The organism is Bacillus salacetis (assembly GCF_049177075.1).
Taxonomy (GTDB): Bacteria; Bacillota; Bacilli; order Bacillales; family Bacillaceae_B; genus Rossellomorea; species Rossellomorea salacetis_A.
Window position 1 is genome coordinate 2,623,853 of record NZ_CP185377.1, and the last position, 22,905, is coordinate 2,646,757.

The following is a 22,905-nucleotide window of genomic DNA, read 5'->3' on the forward strand; positions in this document are numbered from 1 at the left end:
TTGTAGAATAAATAGAAAATATAGAAAATTCTATATTTTAAATTCTCCTAGGAGGTTTTCCATGAAGATTATGAGTAATGAACAGTTGGTTGCAGCTTATCGTGACGCGGAGAAAAGCGGTACTGACCGTGACTGGATTCAAATGCTTAAGAAGGAGATTCATAGTCGAGGAATAAGGCCTGTTAGGAAAATATAAGGAAATCCGGGAACCAAATACTTAGTGAGGTTAGTGTTAGTACAGTTGCCGAATGTGACATAAAGAGAAAAATCTGGAGAAAGCCTGATGAATCAGGCTTTCTTCTTTTTTTGTTTTGCCAGATTGTCAATGTAACAGCATGGTTTACCGGAAAGAACGGATTCCGTGTATCCAGATTGTCGATATAACAGCATGGATTTCTGAAAAGAACGGAATCCATGTATCCAGATTGTCGATGTAACAGCATGGATTTCCCAATAGAACGAAATCCGTGTATCCAGATTGTCGATATAACAGCATGGATTTCCGAAAAGAACGGAATCCATGTATCCAGATTGTTAACAGACATAAAAAAACCAGCAGAATCAATTCTGCTGGTTTCAAGTTTATGGGTATTATCCTTCTAGCAACAGGTCTTCAGGGTTTTCCAGAAGATTTTTGATTGTTACAAGGAATCCTACTGCCTCTTTACCATCAATGATACGGTGGTCATAAGAAAGTGCGATATACATCATTGGACGGTTTTCCATGGTGTCTTTATCAATCGCAACAGGGCGAAGCTGAATTGTGTGCATTCCAAGGATACCTACTTGAGGTCCATTCATGATTGGTGTAGAAAGCAATGATCCGAATACACCGCCGTTTGTGATGGTGAAAGAACCGCCTTGGAGGTCGCTGAGCGCCAATTTGTTGTTGCGTGCTTTGGTTGCAAGTTCCATGATTTCGCCTTCAATCTCAGCGAAGTTTTTGCGGTCACAGTCTCTTACTACTGGCACGACAAGGCCTTCATCAGTCGATACAGCAACACCGACGTCAAAATATTTCTTCAGGACAACTTCATCCCCATCAATTTCAGCGTTTACATATGGATACTTCTTCAAAGCAGCTACAACCGCTTTTGTGAAGAATGACATAAACCCTAGGCGTACATCATGAGTTTCAAAGAATTTATCTTTTTTGCGTTTACGCAGTTCCATAACCGCAGACATATCAATTTCGTTAAAGGTTGTCAGCATGGCTGCATTTTGCTGTACTTCAACCAAACGTTTAGCAATTGTTTGACGGCGGCGTGACATTTTTTCACGTACAACCGGTTTACCATCGTCTTGTTTTGGTGCAGCGGCTGGCTTGCTTTCCGATGCTGCCGGTTTAGAAGGAGCAGACTGAGGCTTGTTCCCAAACGCTTCGATATCTTGTTTGCGAACTCTTCCCAGTGGATCTGTCGGTACTTGAGATAAGTCGATTCCTTTTTCACGAGCAAGTTTACGGGCAGCCGGAGAAGCAATTACACGCTCTTTCTTGCTGTCATCGGCTGGTGCGGAAGCCTCTTCCTGCTTTGCTTCTTCTTTAGGAGCTTCTGCTTTTTCTACCGTTTCTTTATCAGAAGATGCAGGCTGTTGTCCGCCTTCTCCAACAATGGCAATCACCTGGCCGACTTCAACAGTATCGCCTTCCTCGGCTTTTAGTTCCTGGATCGTTCCTGCTTCTTCGGAAATCACTTCAACATTGACTTTATCCGTTTCAAGCTCAACGATATATTCCCCTTTTTCTACATAATCGCCCGGCTGCTTAAGCCACTGGGCAATCGTACCCTCTGTAATGGATTCTGCTAATTCTGGTACTTTGATTTCTGCCACTTTGTCTTCCTCCTCCTAGTTATCTTGTCAACGCTTCACTGATGATTCTTGATTGTTCTTTTTTATGAACTGTCGGTTCGCCTTCTGCCGGGCTGGAACGTCTTCTGCGTCCTGCATAGTTGACTTCTACACCCTCTGGCGCAATATCACGCAAGCGAGGCTCTGCAAAAGTCCATCCGCCCATATTCTTAGGCTCTTCCTGAACCCATAACAGCTCTTTCAAATTAGGATATTTCTTCAGGATTTCTGAAATATCGGATTTAGGGAATGGATATAATTCTTCGACCCTGAGGATATGAAGCCAGTCCATATCTTCTTTGCCTTTTAAGCTTTCTTCCAGGTCAATAGCCATCTTCCCGCTTGTAAGGACGACTCTTTCCACCTTTTCAAGGTTGTCCCCAAGGCCTGGCTGCTCAAGTACCGATTTGAACTGTCCATTAGCGAGTTCTTCCGCTGTTACAGCTGCAAATTGGTTTCTCAACAAGCTTTTCGGCGTCATGATGACCAAAGGTCTTACTTCTTCCTTCTGAAGGATGGCTGCCTGTCTGCGCAGGATATGGAAATATTGTCCCGCAGTGGAACAGTTCGCCACTGTCCAGTTATACTCCCCGGCCATCTGAAGGAAACGCTCAAGCCTTGCGCTGGAGTGTTCAGGACCCTGCCCTTCATATCCATGAGGCAGCAGCATAACCAGTCCTGATTTTTGTCCCCATTTCGCTCTGCCGGCAGCGATGAATTGATCAAACATCACTTGAGCTGTATTGGCAAAATCACCAAACTGAGCTTCCCAAAGAACAAGGGTTTCAGGTGCGAAAACATTGTATCCGTATTCATATCCGACAACTGCTGTTTCGGTTAACGGACTGTTAAATACGGCGAAGGATGCATTTGAATCTTTTAACTCATGAAGAGGTATCAATTCTTCACCCGTTTTGTGATCATGCAAGACAAGATGACGCTGTGCAAATGTTCCGCGCTCGGAATCCTGTCCGGTAAGCCTGATTGGTGTACCTTCTTTCAGGATAGTCGCAAATGCAAGCGTTTCAGCATGAGCCCAGTCAATCTTTCCTTTACCGGAGAAGACCCCACCGCGTCTCTGCAAGATTTTCTCGAGTTTTTTGAATGGTGAGAATCCTTCAGGCCATTGAAGAAGCTCGTCATTCAAAGCATGGAGCTGATCAAAATCAACGCTAGTATCGATATCAGGGAATCCGTTTGTAACGTCTTCCGGTGGATTCATGACAATGTCAGGGTTTTCATCTTTTGTAGGAACTTTTTCATAAGCAGCCTTCAGGGTATCTTCTACATCCTTTTCCATCTTAGCTGCTTCATCTTTTGTCACTACACCTTCTGAAATCAATTTATCCTCATAGATTTTGCGTGGAGTAGGATGGTTATTGATTTTGTTATACATCAATGGATTTGTCACCATTGGTTCATCCATCTCGTTATGGCCGAAACGTCTGTATCCGATTAAATCGATGACAAAGTCCTTATTGAATTTATGTCTGTATTCATAAGCCAGCACAGCGGCTGCAAGACAGGCTTCCGGATCATCTGCATTGACATGGACGATTGGAACTTCAAAGCCTTTCGCAGTATCTGAGGCGTACTTAGTTGAACGTGAATCATAGCTTTCTGTTGTAAATCCAATCATATTGTTGGCAATCAGATGAATGGAGCCACCTGTATTAAAGCCGCGGAGACCGCTCATGTTGAATGTCTCTGCCACAACACCTTCACCAGGGAATGCCGCATCTCCGTGAATCATGATGGCATAAGATTTCTCCGGATTTTGTTCAGGATATCCTCTTTTTTCCCTTTCTTCTTGTGCCGCTCTTGAATAACCAGCAACAATCGGGCTGACAACTTCCAGGTGACTTGGATTGTTGGCCAATGTCACACGGGCGCGTGCTGTATCATTCACACCGATTTTTCGATCAGCGCCAAGATGGTACTTCACATCCCCTGTCCAGCCGTAAGTAATGCCGATTGAGCCTTCGGAAGGAATCAAATCCTTGCTCGGCGCATGCTGGAATTCTGCAAAAATCATCTCATATGGCTTTCCAATCACATGAGCCAGTACATTCAGGCGTCCGCGATGAGCCATTCCGATATTAATGGTCCTTGCACCATTTTCGACAGAGTAACGTACAAGCTCATCCAATAAAGGAACCATGTTATCCAGTCCTTCTATGGAAAAGCGTTTTTGGCCGACGAATGTACGGTGGATATATTTTTCAAACCCTTCTACTTCAGAAAGACGCTTCAATAGTGCAAGTTTTTGCTCTTTACTGTAATCAGAAAGGATGGAACCCGACTCGATTTTTTCTTTGAGCCAGTTTTTCTCTTCCATCTCATGTACATGAGCAAATTCATAAGCCAGTTTGCTCGTATATACCTTTTTCAGGTGATTAATTGCATCAAGTCCGTTGCGAACATGGGAAGGTGCTTGATGACAAATGAATTCAACCGGTATTTTCTTAAGGTCTTCTTCTGTCAGGTCATACTCTTTCAAATCAATTCTTCGGGAATCTTTATCCCTGTCATTCAAAGGATAGATGTCTGCAGCCAGGTGTCCATATGTACGGATGTTATCAGCAAGGTTGACTGCTGCAACTACTTTCCCAAGATCATGATTGCCGGTAGGAAGGACAGGCACTTGAGAAGTCTGTTCCGAACCAGTTTCAACAGTCGTCGGGGGACCCCATTGTTCAAACAGTTCTCTTAATTCAGGATCTACTTCTTCAGGGTTCTCCTGGTAAACCTCATACACTTCCATTATATAACCGAGGTTGGGTCCATAAAAACTTTCCCATGGCCCTGCCTGGTTTGTTGATTGTCTTTTCACTTTGAAAAACCTCCAACCATTTCGCCATTCTAAATTTTGTTGTTAATATTGGAATACTATGTAAGTATAGTATTTTAAAAGAAATATAAAACGCTTACAGCAACATTTTATCACTCTAAAGTGAAGAGATAAAGCATTTGTGACAAATTCTTTAAAATTTAGTCAACTTAACAAGCCATAATAAAATGAAAAAAGTTATTGTCAATCTGCTATCCCTTTTCAAATTTTAGACTATTCTGAAATAGTAAAATGAGATGCCATTTTACATTCTCCAATCAATGCTTCAGCAATATTACCATTTTTCATAAACCATCTTACTACTGTTACCTAAAAAAACCAAATATTTTTTTTTGATTTTATTCACTTTTTTGCCTTTTTTATATAAAAGCTGTACTAGCAATATTCACGCTTGATTTTTACCTTCATATTTAATAGGTCCCCCTTCATGTATAGGATAGCTTTTCATTTATTTTTCTTATCCCTACTTAGGGGCCGGTCAAACATCGGCAGCATGATTTTCAGGATGAACTGCAGGGCAGGCGCCTGCATACACTATAAAAAGATTTTACGGTTTTCTATAAACCTCAATAATATAGAGAGGTGAGCACATGTTTCCTTGGAACTCTTTTTTTCCATTTAATAAGAACATGAAAGATATGATGAAGAACATGAACCCCCAGGATGTCGATCAATATGTAAAGGGAGTCATGAAGCAGATGTTTCCGAGTGATTGGCAAGGAATGGAGAATCCTGGAGACCTTATGAAGAATATGAGCAGCATGATGAATGGGATGAACGGGATGAACGGACAGCACCATGAACAGGCCAGAGAAGCGCCTGTCCAACCGGGCAGTGAAAAGATCCCTGTCAATATATTTGAAGCCCTGGAGTGCGTCTACATTCAAATCAAGATTACGGATGAAGACTTGGTAAAGAATATGAAAGTGTACCATACTTCAAACCAGGCCATTCTTGAAAACATACCATCTGCGGGTGAACGGCAAGTAATCACACTCCCCTCTCTGGTAAAGAAAAAAGGCTCTTCCGCACAATATAAAGACGGGATCCTGGAAATAAAAATCCCGAAAAGCATCGACCTTCAATTTACAGAGATAGACGTTTCAGAGAAAAAATAATGGAACGTCTCTTTTCTTTTCAACGCAACCAGCTTTCATAAATCCTCCAATGTAAATACATTTTGAATTGCCATCCTGCGCTCACCGGATTATGATAATGCTATACACGTCATGAGTATAAGGAGAGCGGGACATGATGATCATTCGCAAAGAAACACACGAGGATATTGACGCCATAAAAAGGGTCAATGATTCGGCATTTAATGGAGACAATGAAGGGAAATTAGTCAATTCAATAAGAAACTCAGACCTTTTTATTCCTGAACTATCCCTATGTGCCGTTGCACATGATGGAGAAATCATCGGACACCTTCTGATGAGTATTGTATTTATAGAAACAAAAGGGAATTCCATCCCTACTTTGGCATTGGCCCCAATGGCTGTCCTGCCCAACTGGCAAAATAAGGGGATTGGTACAAAGCTTGTATCAGAAGGATTGTTAAAAGCCAGAGAATTAGGATTTCAGCATGTAGTGGTTTTGGGGCATCCGGATTTCTATCCGAAGTTCGGATTTGAAAAAGCCTCCTCAAAGGGAATATTACCTCCTTTCCCTGTCCCGGAGGAAGTCTTCATGGTTATGGAACTTCAGGAAGGATCGCTTCAAGGAAAGAAAGGGATGGTCAAGTACCCTCCTTCATTTGACTCTGTAACATAAAGACAAACAAATTAGTTTACATAATATTTTTATCGTCTCTAAAACAACTGAATGAAATCTGCTTTTTTGATAACACTAAACGCAGTGAATCATTTTGATTGTGGAGGAACGACCATGGAGCAAAAAAAGAAATGGGACTTATTTGCACTTTCTTCTATTCCGCTTGTCATGACACTGGGGAATTCTATGTTGATACCCGTACTTCCAACAATGGAAAAAAAGTTGGGCATAAGCGGATTTCAATCCAGCATGATCATTACTGTATATTCCCTTGTAGCAATAATTTTAATTCCGATTGCCGGTTACTTATCTGACCGTTTTGGACGAAAAAAGATTATTATACCGAGCCTTATTATTGCGGGAATCGGAGGTATTATTTCAGGATGGGCTTCCTGGCAGATGAATGATGGTTACTGGATCGTATTACTTGGGCGTTTTGTCCAAGGCATTGGTGCTGCGGGGGCATTTCCTGTCGTCATCCCTACTGTCGGGGATATGTTTGAAGATGAATCGGAAGTAACAAAAGGACTGGGATTGATTGAAACTTCGAATACCTTTGGAAAAGTGCTGAGTCCTGTGCTTGGCTCACTGCTGGCTGCATGGATTTGGTTTATTCCGTTCTTTTCTATTCCGGTTTTTTCGCTCGTTGCAATCGGGCTTGTATTTCTATTGGTTAAGGTACCTAAAAAGGAAAAACAAGAAGAAAAAGGCCAGACCATCAAGGAGTTTACTAAAGAGATCAAAGAAATACTCGGAAAAGAAGGCAAGTGGCTTTCAGCTATCTTTCTTATAGGAATTGTTTCGATGTTTATTCTCTTCGGGTTTCTTTTCTTTTTATCCAACGTCCTCGAAAGCAAGTATAAAATTGACGGAGTCCTTAAAGGGCTGTACCTTGCCATGCCCCTTCTTTTTTTATGTGCCACCTCTTTTTTGACCGGAAAATTCATCGGAAAAAACAGGGTCATGATGAAGTGGGCGATTGTCATTGGTATGCTGCTGGGTGCCGGAGCACAAGTTCCCATCTTTTTTACTGATGGAAAGTGGATGCTGTTGATTTTCCTTTCACTTGCCAGCATCGGTGTCGGGGCAGCTCTTCCATGCCTTGATGCATTAATCACAGAAGGAATCGAGAAAGAACATCGCGGGACGATTACCTCCATTTACAGCAGTATGCGTTTTATTGGTGTAGCAGCAGGCCCGCCCATTGTTGCTTTGCTTTCAAAGGGTGTCACTTTCATGATATTAATCGGTGTTAGTGCTGTTTCTTCATTTATTGCCCTTGCATTGATAAAGCCTGACCCTCAGGAAGCTGGGAAAATGCAGCCAAAGGTTACTTAGGTACAAAAAAATCAGAACGAGCACGGGAGAGGTTTCTGCTTCCCGTGCTCGTTGCATTTTCTTTTTTGGATCAAGAGTCAAGTTACGAAACAGCCGCGTTATTGCGGACTGGCTCAATCAGTTTCTTAATATCATCCAAATTTCCATCTTGAAGATGCTGAATGATCTTACTTCCTACGACTACCCCGTCTGTAATGCCGATAAACTCCCGGACATGGTCGGGTGTGGAAATCCCAAACCCGGCAAGGACTGGAACACTGCAGATATTTTTAAGCTCCTTAAGGTGTTCCTTCAACGACGATTTAAATTCTTTTACAGCCCCTGTTGTCCCATTGATTGTCACTGCATAAAGAAAGCCTTCTGTTGCGTTTGCAATTTCTTTCATGCGCTCATTCGAGCTTGTTAAGGAAGCCAGTTGAACTAATGCAATCTCCTCTTTTTGAATATAAGGTCTCAAGATATCGCCGTGTTCCAAAGGCAGATCAGGGATGATCAGACCGTCGATCGCTGCCTTGGTGCAGTCTTCAGCAAATCTTTTCAACCCATACTGCAGAACTGGATTGAAGTACGTCATGAAGATGAGCGGTATGCTGATCCTGTCTCTCCCCTCTTTCAATACCTCAAAAATCCCTGAAAGGGTGGTACCGCTTTGCAAAGCCCTTTTCCCGGCTTCTTGTATTACCGGTCCATCCGCCGCGGGATCTGAAAAGGGAATCCCTATTTCAATGGCGGAGGCTCCTGCCTTTTCCAGGAATGACAGCTGATCAAGGAGGTTATCAAGCCCTCCGTCTCCTGCCATGATATAAGGAATAAATATGCCCTGGCCGTCCGTTCTCAATTTTTTCAAAGACTCTTCAAGAAATTTTTTACCCATGTTGATGTCCTCCTATTCTGGACTTGACTGTATCTACGTCTTTATCGCCTCTGCCCGATAAGCAGATGACAATGCTCTCGTCTTCTCTCATGGCAGCCGCCAGCTTCACTCCGTATGCAACTGCATGCGAAGATTCCAATGCCGGAATGATCCCTTCTTCAACAGAAAGCATCTTGAAGGCATCCAAAGCTTCCTGATCAGTGACAGCAGTATATGTGACCCGCTCTGTTTCTTTCAAATGGCTGTGCTCAGGGCCGACACCAGGATAGTCAAGGCCGGCTGAAATCGAATGAGCTTCCTGGATCTGTCCATGTTCATCCTGGAGTACGTACATCATTGCTCCATGCAGCACCCCTAAAGAACCCTTCGTCATCGTGGCAGCATGCTTATTTGTATCAACTCCTGCTCCGGCAGCCTCGACTCCATATAGTTTTACACCGGCATCATTTATAAAAGGATAGAACATCCCCATTGCATTACTGCCGCCGCCCACACAGGCAACAACTCCATCCGGAAGAGTATTTTCTTTCTCAAAAAATTGCTGCTTCGTTTCATTTCCAATTACACTTTGAAAATCCCTTACCATCTTAGGGAAAGGATGAGGGCCCAGAACAGAACCGATGATGTAGTGAGTATCCTCTACATGGGAAACCCAGTACCGCATCGCTTCATTAACGGCATCTTTCAGCGTTGCGCTTCCTTGTTTGACGCTGATGACTTCCGCCCCGAGGAGTTCCATCCTGAAAACATTCAATTTCTGGCGCTGGATATCTTCCTCCCCCATAAAAATGACACAATCAAGATTAAGCAAAGCACATACCGTAGCTGTTGCCACTCCATGCTGCCCTGCACCCGTTTCGGCTACTATTTTCTGCTTGCCCATCCTTTGTGCAAGCAAAGCCTGGCCGATCGTATTGTTAATTTTGTGTGCCCCTGTATGGTTAAGGTCTTCCCTCTTCAGATAGATTTTTGCCCCGCCTGCCCGCTTTGTAAGGTTGGCTGCAAAGTAAAGAGGGGTATCCCTGCCGATATATTCTTTTAAATAATATTGTAGTTCCTTTTGAAACTCCTCATCCATCATCGCTTTTTCATAGGCTTCATTCAGTTCTGCGACAGCACCCATCAATGTTTCTGATACAAACTGTCCTCCAAAACGGCCGTAAAGGCCTTTTTGATCCGGTTGTGTATACATCATTGCACTTCCTCCTTCATTCTGCTGATGTTCTTCGCTTTGATTATAAATTCTTTTATTTTCCTAATATCTTTCACTTTATTTGTCTCGACTCCGCTCGATACATCGACCATATAGGGATTCACTTCCTTGACCGCCATCTCGATATTATTCGAGTTCAGGCCCCCGGCCAGAATGACCTTTTTATCTATAGAAATATTCTTGAGATAGGACCAATCAAATGTTGTACCATTTCCTCCTCTTGCTGATCCATGGCCGCTGTCCAGCAAGATGAAGCGGCCGGGAAATTCTTCAATTCCATCCAAGTCTCTTTTTTCTTTGATGGGCAATGCTTTATAGGATGGGACGGAAAGGGATTGAATGAATTCAGGTGTCTCATTTCCGTGCAGCTGGACATAGTCAAGGCTGCATTCCGCCGCTGTCTTTTCAATTTCATCCTTCCCTGCGTCCACAAAGACTCCAACCTTCATGACAGAACTGGGAATGCTTTCACAAATTTCCTTAGCGGCATCGAGAGACACCTTCCTTCTGCTTTGTGCAAAGATAAATCCTATTGCGTCAGCTCCTGCATCCACAGCAGCTTGCGCATGGCCGACTTCCATGATCCCGCATACTTTCACCTTAACCAAGCAGAGCTCCCTCCTTGCTAACGGCAAATGAACCGATCGTCTTTTCTGCTTCACCGCTTCTCATCAGCGACTCGCCCACCAATATTCCATCAGCACCTGCTCTTGCAGCCCTCAATGCATCTTCCCTGGACCTCATTCCGCTCTCACTGATGATCACTCTATCTTTGTCATTCACTAAAGATGCAAGCCTTTCAGTATTGGCCAGGTCGATTTCAAAAGTTTTAAGATTCCGGTTGTTGATCCCGATCATGCACGCCCCTAGTGCAGCTGCCCTATCGGCTTCCTCTTCATCGTGGATTTCCACTAACACCTCAAGTCCCCGGGATGAAGCATATTGATATAACTCATCCAGCCTATCCTGCGGCAGGGCGGCCACAATCAGAAGAATGATATTGGCACCTGCGTCTTTTGCTCTGTCTATTTGAATTTCATCGATAAAGAAATCTTTACATAAGAGCGGGAGATATGTTTCTTTTCTCACTGTCTTAAGGTCTTCGATAGATCCTTTGAAGAAATCTGTATCAGTAAGGACGGATATGGCAGCTGCACCCCCTCTTTCATAGAGTTTGGCCTGTTGTTCAGGTTCTATAGCCGAAACGATATCCCCTCGGGAGGGTGAAGCTCGTTTGATCTCGGCAATCACCCCTAAAACCTTTGAGGAATGCAGGGCATTAAATAAGGTTGGGCTCCCTCCCTGGGAGAGGTTTGCTTTCTCAAAACCATACTTTTTCAAATGAGCTACTTCTTCTCTTTTTCTTTCTAAGATTCTGGTTAAAATATCTGCCATCTTACATTACCTTCTTTCTATTCCGCTGAGAAAATGTCACTGTTTGCTGCAGCTTTTCATATGCCGCTCCGCTCTTCACGGATTCTCTTGCCAATTTGACGCCTTCGGCTACTGTCGTTGTCCTGCCATTTGCCAAAAGGGCTATTCCAGCATTGAACAGAACGGTATCTAGATAAGGTCCTTCATTCCCTTTAAGGACATCAAGCAGGATCTGCGCATTTTCCATTGCATCTCCCCCTCTGATTTCTTCATTGGAGTAGACTGGAAGCCCCGCTTCATCAGGGGTGATAGTGAATTTTTCTATCTTTCCATTTTCAAGGAGGACCAGATGGTTTTCTCCTGCTAAAGAAGCCTCATCCATGAATCCAGCCCCATTTAGTACGACAGCCCTTTTCCTTCCCAGTTCATGCAGGACAGATGCCATGGTTTCAAGCATATCCCGTCTGTAGATGCCCAGTAACTGGGTATCAATGTTAATTGGGTTTGTAAGTGGTCCAATCATATTGAAGATGGTCGGGATCTTCAGTTCTCCCCGCACTTTCATGATCTTCCTCAACCGGGTATGGACATATGGGGCATAGAGGAAGGCAAGCCCATTCTGTTCAAGCATTTCATTGACTTCTTCACTGTTAAAGTCCAGAGCAACCCCCAGGTGTTCCAGCACATCCGAGCTTCCTGTCTTGCTTGATACACTGCGGTTACCATGCTTGGCGATTTTGATTCCCGCGCCTGCCAACACAAAAGCGGTTGTCGTACTGATGTTGAAACTCTGGGAACCGTCCCCCCCTGTTCCGCAAATATCCATCACATTTTCCACCGGGAAGGCCTGAAAGTCTGCCCGTTCCCGCAGCAATTCGACCAGTCCCGATATCTCCTTGACTGTTTCCCCTTTCATCTTCAATGCTGTCAGGAACGATGCCACCTCACTTTCACTCGTATGATCTTCCAGGAGAAGATCCACTGCCGCTTTCATTTCCCCTTTCTCAAATGAGGTCCCATCAAATAATTTTTGAAGAAATTCTTTCATTTTTTGCTTCCTCCTTCAGATCGATAAAATTCTTAAGCAGTTTTTTGCCCAGCTTTGTTCCAATTGATTCCGGATGAAACTGGACACCGTAAACAGGGTATTGAAAGTGCTTGAAAGACATAATTTCGCTATCGTCCATTGATACAGCAGATGTTGTCAATACCGGGGGCAAGGTGTCTTTCCTTACTACGAGTGAGTGATATCTCATCACCTCAAGCGGCTGGGGAATATATTGAAACAGTCCCGTGTTGTTGTGCTTGATCAGCGAGGTCTTTCCATGTTTGATAACAGCCGCCCTTACAATTTCGCCGCCGAATGCCGCTGCGATTGCCTGGTGTCCCAAACAAACACCGAGAATCGGAATTTTGTCATAAAGGTTCTGTATGAGATCAATCAAAACACCTGCATTCTCCGGTCTTCCCGGTCCGGGGGAAAGAACAATACCTGACGGGTTCAGTTCAACTACGTCTTCAACCGTCAATTCATCATTTCTTTTTACCAGGACCTCCTCTCCTAGCTCAGCTAGATATTGGTACAGGTTAAATGTGAAAGAATCATAATTGTCTATCAACAGAATCATTTTGCCACCTCGATCAGCGCTTTCGCTTTATTGATTGTTTCTTCGTATTCTGATTCAGCAACTGAATCGTAAACCACCCCAGCTCCAGCCTGGACATATGCGTAATTGTCTTTGACCACCATCGTCCTGATGGCCAGCGCCAAGTCGATATCACCATTCACAGAAATATAACCGACTGTTCCCGAATAAACTCCACGTTTGCACTCTTCCAGGTCATTGATGATTTTCATCGCAGCTATCTTCGGGGCGCCGCTGACAGTTCCCGCAGGGAGGCATGCTGTAATCACATCAAAACTTGAGAACGATGGACCAAGCAGGCCTTCAACTTCTGAAACCAGATGCATAACGTATTTATACCGTTCAACAAGCATATACTTTGTCAAATAGATGCTCCCGACCTCACAAATCCTTCCCATATCGTTTCTGGCCAGATCAACAAGCATCCTATGCTCAGCGGTTTCTTTCTCATCCCCGATCAGCTCTTTTTCCAACCCCGTATCTTCGGTTTCATCCTCTCCTCTTCTCCTGGTACCGGCAATCGGATTGGAGATCACCCTTCTGCCATTCACTTTGATGAAACTTTCCGGTGACGTCCCAAGAACGACATATTCTTCAAAATCGATATAAAACATATATGGTGAGGGGTTCGTCTGCCTCAATTTCCGGTAATAGCTGAATGGTTCGCCCGAGAATGAGGATTTAAAACGCTGTGATAAGACCACCTGAAATATCTCCCCTTCCAGAACCTGCTCTTTTGCTTTATTTACCATGTCGATAAATTGCTCCCTTGTAACTTGGGATTCAAAAGCCAGTCTCCCTATATCGCCTTCATCCTGGAAGGTATCCGTCTTCCTGATCGCTGTTTCCAATTCATCCAGAATTTCTTCAGGGTCTTGTTGGGAATGTTGATTAAAGCCCTCTGAGGTCAGCAAAATCACTTTATTTTCAAGATGGTCAAAAATGATCGTCTTCTCATAAAACATTAGATGGATATCAGGCATTTCCAGAGAATTAACTGGTATTTTCCCTATCTCTTCAAAGTGACGGATATTGTCATAGCCAATATAGCCTATGGCTCCTCCCGAGAAAGGAAAATCCTGTTTCACTCCTAATGTTTCTGAGAAAAACGATTTAAGCCTGTCAAATGGATTCCCTGTATATTCGGCGGTGGATTCTGTATGAAAGTCAAATTCTGTTATCTGCCTGCCGTCCGACTTAAATTCCAAAAATGGATTGCTGCCCATGAAAGAATATCTTCCTGCCTTTTCATGCTTAAGTGAGCTCTCCAGCAAATACTTTCTGGTGCCGCCCAACTTTTTAAAAACACTTATAGGAGTCAACTCATCTCCGTTCATCTCTCTGGTAAAAAACCTAATCTGCCTCGTCTCATTCATTCTCTTCTCCTCCTAATTGTTTGGTGACAGTCACTACCCGGAATATGTCGAATAAAAAAAGTCCCCCATGAATACAGAAAACATCTGTTTCATGGAGGACGATTGAAATCGCGGTGCCACCTCGCATTGAAGTTCATTGGGAACTCCCTCTTTTTCAGGTACGGGAATGCTTCTGCTTTCCGATACCCTATCCTTTTAACGGTGGAATCCCGGACTGCCCTACTCGTGTTCAAGCAGTCTCTCACAAGTCCATTCGGTACTAACCCTCGTGCCGGATTCTCATCAGCGCCGGCTTTCTGTAACGATTTTGTTACTACGTACTACTCTTGTTCAGTGATTTATGATTATGAATTTTTTAATTCAAATAAAAAAGGGTCCCCCATCCTCAAAAATAAGGACGGGAAACCCGTGGTGCCACCTTCGTTGACTGCATAACAGCCCGCTTTACCATATCAGAGTTACGCCTCTAATATGTGTCCCTTGTATCGATGGGACATTCGTCAAAGCCTACTTTCTCCGCCGGGAGATTTCGGTTTGAAGGCTCTGAAGTCCATTCACATCCATAATTCACACTAGTTCGCACCATCCACTAGCTCTCTGAAGTGATTATCGGAAGCTACTCCTCTTCGTCAACGCCGTTCCGTTCTTTAATTGATTCTTATATTAATACGAAGTGATATCCGAAGTCAATAGGTTATTATCAGAATTTTGTATTTTTGTTTATTTTGAATAAAATAAGACTTTATATTAAGTGATAAAAGATTATGCGGACTTCTATACATTTAGCTCTTTTTGCAAAGGTTCAGTTGATCTCCGCTGCAGCTGTACGACTCCGAGGGGCGTGCGTTGAGCCTCCTCGGCTTCGCCTGCGGGGTCTCACCTGTCCCGCTAGTCCCGCAGGAGTTCGTACAGCTTCCGCTCCAATCAACCCCAGAATAAGCAAACAAGCACTAGTTCAAGAACAAATTTTTTTTTGGAACCCTTGTTAGGATATCCCTAGAATAGTAAACATTTTGAAGACACTTTTACAGGGGGGATTTTATTTTGTTATTCTTGAAAAGGGCTTTCAAGACAGTTTTACATTTGCTTCAACTGCTTCATGTATTTGAAATCAGCTCTCAAAACAGTTTCGGCCTTGATTCAACTGCTTCATGTATATGAAACCAGTTCTCAAAACAGTTTCGGCCTTGATTCAACTGCTTCATGTCCTTGAAACCAGCTCTCATGACAGTTGCCACATACAAACCTCAATTACATGATCTTGAGAACACGCAAATACAATTAATCTAAAAATTTCGTTTTATACTTACTCAGTGTAATCAACGGCCAAATATATTTATAACTGTGATAGTTGATGTAAAATCTTCCAGGGAGACCCGCTCCTGTGGGATATTCCTTTCTCCAGTCTTCAATCTTTAACAACTCAAGCAGAGTTTCGATCCCCTGATCAATTTCTTGTGAAGGACGGTCACTCACAGAAATTAATGCATCCAATGCCCATGCCGTTTGTGAAGGGGTACTGGCGCCCAGCGGGATATATCTTCTTTCCTTATCACTCCTGCAGGATTCACCCCAGCCGCCATCACTGTTTTGGATTTCGCACAGCCATTTCTTGGCTTTTTCCATTGTTTCATGTTCTTTGTGGACACCAACCGCACTCATTCCTGTCAGCGCCGCCCAGGTTCCATAAATATAACAGATGCCCCATTTACCGTACCATGACCCATCTTTTTCTTGATTTCTCATGAGCCACTCAATTCCCTTATCAACACAATTGTCCTCTCTGCCCAGCCCTGCATCATTCCCCAGGAATTCAAGTGTTCGTCCTGTCAGGTCAGAACAGGATTTATCAAGTGCCGCATCTTCTGCTCCATCCATTGGAACCATTGACAAAATGTCCTTATCCTTATTCTTCTCAAATGCTGGCCATCCGCCGTCTTCATTTTGCATGGAAAGAGTCCACTTCACCCCTCGTTCCCATGCCTTTCGCTTTACTGGATCAGCAAGAGAATCTGCCTTGATTGCCCTCAGTGCAGCTGTCGTATCATCAACGTCCGGATTAATCGTGTTGCTCAGGGAAAAGCCCCAGCCCCCCGGTGCTGTCTGCGGCGCTTCTGAAGACCAGTCTCCTTTTTTAATGTGCTGATGATTGTAAAGAAACTGATTAGCTTTCTTAATTTGCGGATTCGTGCTTCTTATTCCAGAGGATTGCAATGCATGACTGATCAATGCGGTGTCCCACACAGTTGATGTTGAATTTTGTATATGAGGATACCCGCCGCCTCTGCACTGGTATGATGTCAGCGCTTTAAATGCGTTGACTACCAATGGATGCCTTTTTGAATAGCCTTGTGATAGAAGAGCAAAAATCATATAAAAACTCGAGCTGAAATAACTGTATAAGCTTCCATCCTGTTCCAGCCTGGCGAGCATATAATCCAAAGCAGTCTTTTTGGCAATTGACTTTAAATTTCCGGGAAATGCCGCTATTGCCTTTATTCCTTTTGTGACGGAATCAAGGAATGCCCTTTCATCTTCCCGAAAAATAAAACAACTCTCTTTTTCTACTATCAGGTCTGATAGATCAGGTGTGGAACTTCTTTTTCGGATATAGTTCTCACTTTTAAGTAATAGCAGCGGAGCCAAATGGACTCTTGCATAGGCACTGAAATCCATAAAATTCACAGGGAAATATGATGGCAGCAATATCACTTCAACCGGTACTGGAAAGAAGCGGTTCCATGGATATTGTCCATGGATTGCCAGCATGAACTTGGTCATTGAGTGGACATGATCAAGGCCGCCGCGTGACAGGATATACTCCCTGGCCTTCACCATATTCTCCTCATGAATTTTAACTATCCCGCTCCAAAGCAGCGCGAAATAAGCTTCGACCGTAGCTGTTAAATTCCCCTCCTTCTCATCTCTATAAATCTTCCAAAACCCGGCCTCTTCCTGCAGAGCCAAAAGCCTCTCTGCAAGTACCTGCACCAAATCCTCATTTTTTATTCGAAGTGACCTTATCAGCACGATCATATAGGCATCAGTCATCAAGCTGTTCTCAAAACAATACCTCCAGGCTCCATCTCTATCCTGGCTGTCGAGCAGTTTCTGCCTCACGTTCAATATTCCTGAACCAATCAAGGACTCCACATTTTCACCGCCTCTTAGCTTCAGTGTCATACCTAATATATTCGGGGATTATAAAGTCATGTCGCGGACCTCTTACACAGTTCAAAAATTATACATATTCGCTCGTCGCATACGTTTTCCTTTTTTTGTATACTAGAAGTAAGCAGAACGCTTTCAAGGGGGGCTTTTTATGGTAGAAATTAACGTGAAACCGAAAAAAAGATGGCTTCTTTTTCTTTTACTGTCAGCGCTTGTACTGGTTACAAATTATACAGTTTATCGGCTGGATGAAGTTCCAGAAGGAATGGCCATCGGTTCGCTAGTGGACCTTATGATCATCATTCCTCTCATGGCCTACTTTTTTATCATCCGTAGAAATCACTCTGCAAAAGCTCTCTCCCTCGTCATTGCAGCAGGGTACGGAGCCGCATGGCTGATCATTCCGAACGAACATCTTGCCGCTCTTCCGTTTTTCAAGTATCTCCTTATTGCGGCTGAAGGTGCATTCCTGCTTCTGGAGTTATATATCGCCATCAAGATTATTAAAGCACTCCCCTCAGTGTGGAGACATACAAAACACCTCAAATCCGAATCTGGTGATTTCTTCCCTCACCGGTTGGAGAAGGCCGTTCACCGAAACATGTCTGCACCGCTTTTCATCAAGGTATATCTTACTGAATTATCCCTGTTTTACTACAGTCTGTTTTCTTGGAAGAAAAAGGCCAGCATTACAAGCAATTCATTCACCATCCACCAAAAAGGGAGCTGCATTGCGCTTTACGTCATGCTCATTCATGCAGTATTGATAGAATCAATCGGACTGCATTATTTCCTGCATCAATGGAACCCGATCATTTCCTGGATTCTTTTGATTCTAAATGGATATTCTATATTGTTCTTCCTTGCTCAAATACAAGGATTTCGACTGAATCCTGTCAAGATCACCGATGAGGACCTAATTATCCGGATTGGATTTGCGAGCAGAATCAACATCCCGCTGTCATGTATTGCAGCCGTCAGCCAATATAATGGTCCTGAAAAACTTCGGAAAGCTCGGGAAAAAATCACCTTCCAGGCAATCGCTCCCGATTTCATGCCCGAGAAACCGCAGTTCGAGATAATACTCAAGGAACCTCAGACAGCACATTACCTCTATGGTTTTACTAAGAAGGTTTCTCAAATTCATATTAAACTGGATGATCCATCTTCATTTAAAGCCTCTTTGCTTGGGAAACTTGAAGAAGATATGTAATTCCATTTGCTTATTAGTGACTGCTCGCCTTGGTGAGCAGTCATTTTTTGTATGTTCTCTTTATGTTAGAATAAATATAAGAATTCAGAATGTTTGAATGATAGGAAGTGAATTTACATGAATTATTCCATCCATCCACTGGGTGATTCTGCTGTTTTAATAGATTTTCAGATATCGGATGAAGAGAAATGCTTAAATTTAATAACCTCTCTTACTTATGCACTGACAAAAAATCTCCATGAAGCCATCGTTGAGATAGTACCAGCATATAAAACAGTGACAGTCCACTTCAATCCTCTTCAAATTCAATCCCTTTCTCCCTTCAATGGAATCAAGGACCTTCTGATGGATGAAATAAAGGGACTTGAGCTGAGAGGGGAATCCATAAGCACAGAGATCATTACAATTCCTGTTCTATATGGCGGTGAAGCAGGACCTGACCTCCAGTTTGTCGCCCAGCACAACGGCATAAGTGAAGAAAGAGTCATTGCACTGCATAGCCAGCAGGTCTATTCTGTTGCTTTCCTGGGGTTCACCCCCGGTTTCCCCTTCTTAAAAGGAATGGACCCTAAGATAGCTGCACCAAGAAGGCATAATCCCCGCATTAGAATTGATGCAGGCTCTGTCGGCATTGCTGGAAGTCAAACAGGTGTTTATCCAATCTCTTCACCAGGAGGCTGGCAGATCATCGGCAAGACACCTGTGAAGTTATTCGATCCTGATAACCCAAGCCAGCCTGCCCTTCTCTCACAAGGAAACAAAGTAAGGTTTTCTCCTATTACGAAAGCGGAATATGAACGGAGGGAGGAATGCTGAAATGGGATTTGCAGTAGAAAAAAGCGGGCTTTTGACAACTATTCAGGACAGCGGCAGGACCGGCTTCCGCAGCATTGGGATGCCCGTAAGCGGACCAATGGATAAATTCGCATTCCGAATGGCTAATTTAGCCGTGGGAAACGAAGAAAATGAAGCAGCTTTAGAAGTTACCTTGATAGGGCCTGTTCTCCATTTCACTTCTGACACCGTTATAGCTATCTGCGGTGCTGCTTTGAACCCCTCAATCAACAATGAACAGATAGTGAATAACAAACCTTTGCTCATTCACAAAGGAGATGTTCTAAGGTTCGGGACGGCTTCTGCAGGAATGAGGGCTTATATAGCCTTTAAAGGAGGGCTGAAGATCGATCAGCAGCTGGGCAGCAGCAGTACAAATACCCTTGCGAAAGTCGGCGGATTCAAGGGAAGATCTCTAAAAGCAGGAGACAAAATAGAGTTGAATACAAAAAGTTTAATTGATGAGAAGGTTGATTGGTCTTTATCCTCCTCCCTTTTCTCCTATCTTGAGAAAAGAGAATTGCGAGTCTTAAAGAACCGGCAATGGGATTGGTTTTCAGAGGAAGCTCAAACCCGCTTTCTATCAGAAAAATTCACGATACAGCAGGATTCAGACAGAATGGGTTACAGGTTGACCGGCCCGGCACTTTCCCTTAAGAAGCCGCAGGAATTGTTAACAGAAGGTATTGCAATGGGATCCATACAAGTTCCTTCCAGTGGTCAGCCCATCATTCTAATGGCGGACAGCCAGCCCACCGGCGGATATCCAAAAATCGCCAATATTATAAGTGCCGACCTTCCAATCATTGCTCAGCTTAAGCCCAATGAAACGCTGACCTTCAAGGAAGTTACTCTGGAGGCTGCTTATGAGGCACTCAAAAAAACAGAATCTGAAATGAAGATAGTAAAAGCCGCCCTTCAAATGAAGCATGGACAAAAAAATATGGCAGATTGAAAATTTTTAAAAATTACAGGCATGGAGGAACAAAATGCAAATCGACTTGAACTGTGACCTTGGAGAAAGCTTTGGAGCCTACTCCAAAGGGAATGACGAGAAAATATTAGAAAAAATCACTTCAGCGAATATCGCTTGCGGTTTTCATGCTGGGGATCCGAACATTATGCTGCAAACCGTCCAGCTGGCCCTTAAAAACAATGTAAAAATCGGTGCTCATCCCGGCTATCCGGATTTGCAGGGGTTTGGCAGAAGGCATATTGATATTTCACCGGAAGAGATTTATTCTTTGGTTCTTTACCAGATTGGCGCTTTGGATGCAATGACCAGGTCGCAAGGGGGACAATTATCGCACGTGAAACCGCACGGTGCCCTGTATAATCGTGCTGCCAAAGATAAAGCAGCTGCAAAAGCAATCGCTAAGGCTGTTTTTGAGTTTGACCCGGACCTGACTTTGTTTGGATTGGCTAATTCTGAAATGATCATTGCCGGTAAAGAAGCCGGACTGCAAACAGCCAGCGAGGTATTTGCCGACAGAACCTATCAGAGTGACGGCACTCTTACTCCCCGGTCACAAGAGGGAGCCGTCATCCATGATGATGATCAGGCGGTCGCCCAGGTCGTCAAAATGGTAAAAGACCACAAAGTGGTAAGCGTGGATGGAAAAGAGATAGACATTATTCCCGACACGATATGCCTGCATGGAGATAACGAGAAAGCCCTTGCCTTTGCTGAGAAAATCATTCATGCACTAAAATAACAAATGAAAGCTGGTCTCCAGGGAGAGACCAGCTTTGTTTTTACTTTTTCTCTTGTTTATCTGCCATTACATTGAAAGGCAGTTTTTCTGCTGCAGCTTGTAGTATTTTATTATTTTTCACATTCTCCATCAAGAATTCAGTATAGTCATCGTCCCTCGCAAGCGCTGCGGAGTGTTCTTTTTTGATATGATTTTCCGCATCCTGGTAGGATGGGAAGTCACCTTCAAAGACACTGTTATATTCCACTCTCCAGCTTTCCCCATCGATTGGATAGACAAATAACTGATCTTCCTGCCTGTTCTTATAAAGAGACCCGTTCGGGGACTCCTTTAAATTGTAGCGGTTTTTAGGTGCATCAATCGGCAAAGGTTCTATATTGAATACATCTGTGACAAAAAGTTTAAATGCTTCAGGTGTAAGGTTGCAGCCGGAAGCTTTGGCATGGCCGCCCCCCTCAAATTTTCCTGCCACTTCTGATACATCGACCTGATCATGAATTGTGCGCAGGCTGATCCGTTTTCCTCCGACACTGATAATGGCTATATAGTCAAGAAATGGGTTGTCTTTTCCTAATTCATTTCCTAATTCTGAATGATAGGACTCGGCATGGACTATTCCCACACAATAGTCATCGACAAATGATTTCGTCAATTCCCGTCTTTTTCGGCGGATATACCTTTCAATCTTATCCTCTTCCATTTCAAGAAGTTTCTGTTCAAACTCATCAAAGAAAAATTCCTTGTGATTTTGAAGGCGGTTGAGCATTTTCTCTTCAAATTCTTCAATCGTCAGCAAGAAGAACAGATCATTTAATCTTTTGGCAGTTGTATTATTGTTAACATCCCATTCCCACGTATCATACTGCCTTACCAGCTCAACAAATTCATCCAGGATCGGAGTGGTTTCTATCTCTCCTTTTTCCTTAAGCTCGTCATATAGCAATGATGTTGCCGAAGCGAGCCTCCCGTCGTCATATTCGACCGTAACGGAAGCCCATTTATATTTATTTAAGTGCTCAGCGCTGCGATGATGGTCAATCAGCTCCACTTTGCCATCTTTCTTAAAATAGTTTTCTACGGCTTCCTCATTTTCTTTATTCACTGAGAGGTCGGTGATGATCAGTTTTGTATTTTTCTGTGGCTTCTTCAAGAATCTCGCCACTTGAAAGTTCAGTCCGCCAATGGAATTATAGCGGACTTCCGCCTTCTCTCCCCAGGCTATTTTCGCGATAATGCCGCATCCGACACCATCTAAGTCATTATGAGATAGTAAAAAACGTTGCATTTTTGGCCTCCTAGGCTTTCTCTATGTATTGATGGTTCTATTTTCTGTTATTTCCATGCTAATATACAGCAAAAAGCTCAGTCTGTTAACTAAAAAGCGGTAGCGGCCGTTCAGCGCCGTACAGATTGGAGGGCTCTCGCATGAGATAAAGGAAACACGTCGAACGAAAGTGAGACGATGTTGACTTATCGCAAGGAGAGAGACCGAAATCTGCTAGGTGCTGGCCGCTGGAGCTGGATTGCTAAAAAGCGGAAAGGCCCCGCTCAGCGTCGTACGGACTGGAAGGCTTCCGCATGAGATAAAGGACTCAATAATTCGAATAACAGAAATAAAGTCCTCTAGGCATTTTCTAAAGGACTTTAGAAGATCGAAATGTAAATTTAAGTTCTAT

General features: G+C 43.5%; 19 protein-coding genes and 2 other annotated features. Of the genes, 8 read left to right on the forward strand and 11 right to left on the reverse strand.

The window, feature by feature from the left end; genetic code table 11:
* Positions 1–61 precede the first annotated feature (61 nt).
* Entirely contained in the window at positions 62–196 is a 135-nt protein-coding gene (gene sda / locus ACOJQI_RS13665) for a sporulation histidine kinase inhibitor Sda (RefSeq protein ID WP_421378747.1), read from the forward strand.
* 395 nt (positions 197–591) lie between these two features.
* Here sda and odhB read toward each other — a convergent pair whose 3' ends face one another.
* Entirely contained in the window at positions 592–1,833 is a 1,242-nt protein-coding gene (odhB, locus tag ACOJQI_RS13670; protein ID WP_421378749.1) for a 2-oxoglutarate dehydrogenase complex dihydrolipoyllysine-residue succinyltransferase, read from the reverse strand.
* Between the two features lie 19 nt (positions 1,834–1,852).
* On the reverse strand, positions 1,853–4,684 hold the full coding sequence (locus ACOJQI_RS13675) for a 2-oxoglutarate dehydrogenase E1 component (RefSeq protein WP_421378751.1): 2,832 nt from the start codon (positions 4,682–4,684) through the stop codon (positions 1,853–1,855).
* Positions 4,685–5,292: 608 nt separating this feature from the next.
* Between ACOJQI_RS13675 and ACOJQI_RS13680 the strand changes: the two genes are divergently transcribed.
* The 3 genes from ACOJQI_RS13680 to ACOJQI_RS13690 all read left to right on the forward strand — a co-directional run bounded on the left by ACOJQI_RS13680 (position 5,293) and on the right by ACOJQI_RS13690 (position 7,813).
* Positions 5,293–5,820: an Hsp20/alpha crystallin family protein gene (locus ACOJQI_RS13680; RefSeq protein WP_421378754.1), complete on the forward strand. Its 528-nt coding sequence runs from the start codon at positions 5,293–5,295 to the stop codon at positions 5,818–5,820.
* Positions 5,821–5,953: 133 nt separating this feature from the next.
* A complete protein-coding gene (locus ACOJQI_RS13685; RefSeq protein WP_421378756.1) occupies positions 5,954–6,475 on the forward strand; it encodes a GNAT family N-acetyltransferase in 522 nt (173 codons plus the stop codon).
* A 114-nt stretch (positions 6,476–6,589) separates the two neighbouring features.
* Positions 6,590–7,813, forward strand: a complete 1,224-nt coding sequence (locus tag ACOJQI_RS13690; RefSeq protein WP_421378758.1) for an MFS transporter — start codon at positions 6,590–6,592, stop codon at positions 7,811–7,813.
* Between the two features lie 82 nt (positions 7,814–7,895).
* Here the strand turns inward: ACOJQI_RS13690 and trpA are convergent, their stop codons facing one another.
* The 8 genes from trpA to shc form a co-directional block, all read right to left on the reverse strand.
* Positions 7,896–8,687 (reverse strand): tryptophan synthase subunit alpha, encoded by a 792-nt coding sequence (gene trpA / locus ACOJQI_RS13695; protein WP_421378760.1) that lies wholly within the window; start codon positions 8,685–8,687, stop codon positions 7,896–7,898.
* On the reverse strand, positions 8,680–9,882 hold the full coding sequence (gene trpB / locus ACOJQI_RS13700; protein WP_421378762.1) for a tryptophan synthase subunit beta: 1,203 nt from the start codon (positions 9,880–9,882) through the stop codon (positions 8,680–8,682). The genes trpA and trpB overlap by 8 nt, the downstream gene beginning before the upstream one ends.
* Positions 9,879–10,499: a phosphoribosylanthranilate isomerase gene (locus ACOJQI_RS13705; RefSeq protein ID WP_421385474.1), complete on the reverse strand. Its 621-nt coding sequence runs from the start codon at positions 10,497–10,499 to the stop codon at positions 9,879–9,881. The genes trpB and ACOJQI_RS13705 overlap by 4 nt, the downstream gene beginning before the upstream one ends.
* Position 10,500: 1 nt before the next feature.
* Positions 10,501–11,295, reverse strand: coding sequence for an indole-3-glycerol phosphate synthase TrpC (trpC, locus tag ACOJQI_RS13710; protein ID WP_421378764.1), 795 nt, complete (start codon positions 11,293–11,295; stop codon positions 10,501–10,503).
* A 1-nt stretch (position 11,296) separates the two neighbouring features.
* Positions 11,297–12,322 carry an anthranilate phosphoribosyltransferase gene (gene trpD, locus ACOJQI_RS13715; protein WP_421378766.1) on the reverse strand — a complete coding sequence of 342 codons (1,026 nt, stop codon included), beginning with the start codon at positions 12,320–12,322 and terminating at the stop codon, positions 11,297–11,299.
* Positions 12,294–12,902 carry an anthranilate synthase component II gene (locus ACOJQI_RS13720; protein ID WP_421378768.1) on the reverse strand — a complete coding sequence of 203 codons (609 nt, stop codon included), beginning with the start codon at positions 12,900–12,902 and terminating at the stop codon, positions 12,294–12,296. Before ACOJQI_RS13720 ends, trpD begins: the two co-directional genes overlap by 29 nt.
* On the reverse strand, positions 12,899–14,296 hold the full coding sequence (gene trpE / locus ACOJQI_RS13725) for an anthranilate synthase component I (protein ID WP_421378770.1): 1,398 nt from the start codon (positions 14,294–14,296) through the stop codon (positions 12,899–12,901). Before trpE ends, ACOJQI_RS13720 begins: the two co-directional genes overlap by 4 nt.
* Before the next feature lie 91 nt (positions 14,297–14,387).
* Positions 14,388–14,639: a binding site (T-box leader), on the reverse strand.
* 47 nt (positions 14,640–14,686) lie between these two features.
* Positions 14,687–14,938, reverse strand: a binding site (T-box leader).
* Between the two features lie 639 nt (positions 14,939–15,577).
* Entirely contained in the window at positions 15,578–17,449 is a 1,872-nt protein-coding gene (gene shc / locus ACOJQI_RS13730) for a squalene--hopene cyclase (RefSeq protein WP_421378772.1), read from the reverse strand.
* A 169-nt stretch (positions 17,450–17,618) separates the two neighbouring features.
* Between shc and ACOJQI_RS13735 the strand changes: the two genes are divergently transcribed.
* From ACOJQI_RS13735 to ACOJQI_RS13750, 4 genes are all read left to right on the forward strand, one after another.
* Positions 17,619–18,680 carry a hypothetical protein gene (locus ACOJQI_RS13735; protein WP_421378774.1) on the forward strand — a complete coding sequence of 354 codons (1,062 nt, stop codon included), beginning with the start codon at positions 17,619–17,621 and terminating at the stop codon, positions 18,678–18,680.
* A gap of 117 nt (positions 18,681–18,797) precedes the next feature.
* On the forward strand, positions 18,798–19,496 hold the full coding sequence (pxpB, locus tag ACOJQI_RS13740) for a 5-oxoprolinase subunit PxpB (RefSeq protein ID WP_421378776.1): 699 nt from the start codon (positions 18,798–18,800) through the stop codon (positions 19,494–19,496).
* A gap of 1 nt (position 19,497) precedes the next feature.
* Positions 19,498–20,469 (forward strand): biotin-dependent carboxyltransferase family protein, encoded by a 972-nt coding sequence (locus ACOJQI_RS13745; protein ID WP_421378778.1) that lies wholly within the window; start codon positions 19,498–19,500, stop codon positions 20,467–20,469.
* Positions 20,470–20,503: 34 nt separating this feature from the next.
* Complete coding sequence (locus tag ACOJQI_RS13750) at positions 20,504–21,229, forward strand: LamB/YcsF family protein (protein WP_421378780.1); 726 nt, start codon at positions 20,504–20,506, stop codon at positions 21,227–21,229.
* A 40-nt stretch (positions 21,230–21,269) separates the two neighbouring features.
* On the opposite strand, the gene ACOJQI_RS13755 is transcribed toward ACOJQI_RS13750, so the two are convergent.
* The gene (locus tag ACOJQI_RS13755; protein WP_421378782.1) at positions 21,270–22,514 is read right to left on the reverse strand and encodes a DHH family phosphoesterase; all 1,245 of its coding nucleotides are present in this window, start codon (positions 22,512–22,514) and stop codon (positions 21,270–21,272) included.
* Positions 22,515–22,905: the final 391 nt, after the last annotated feature.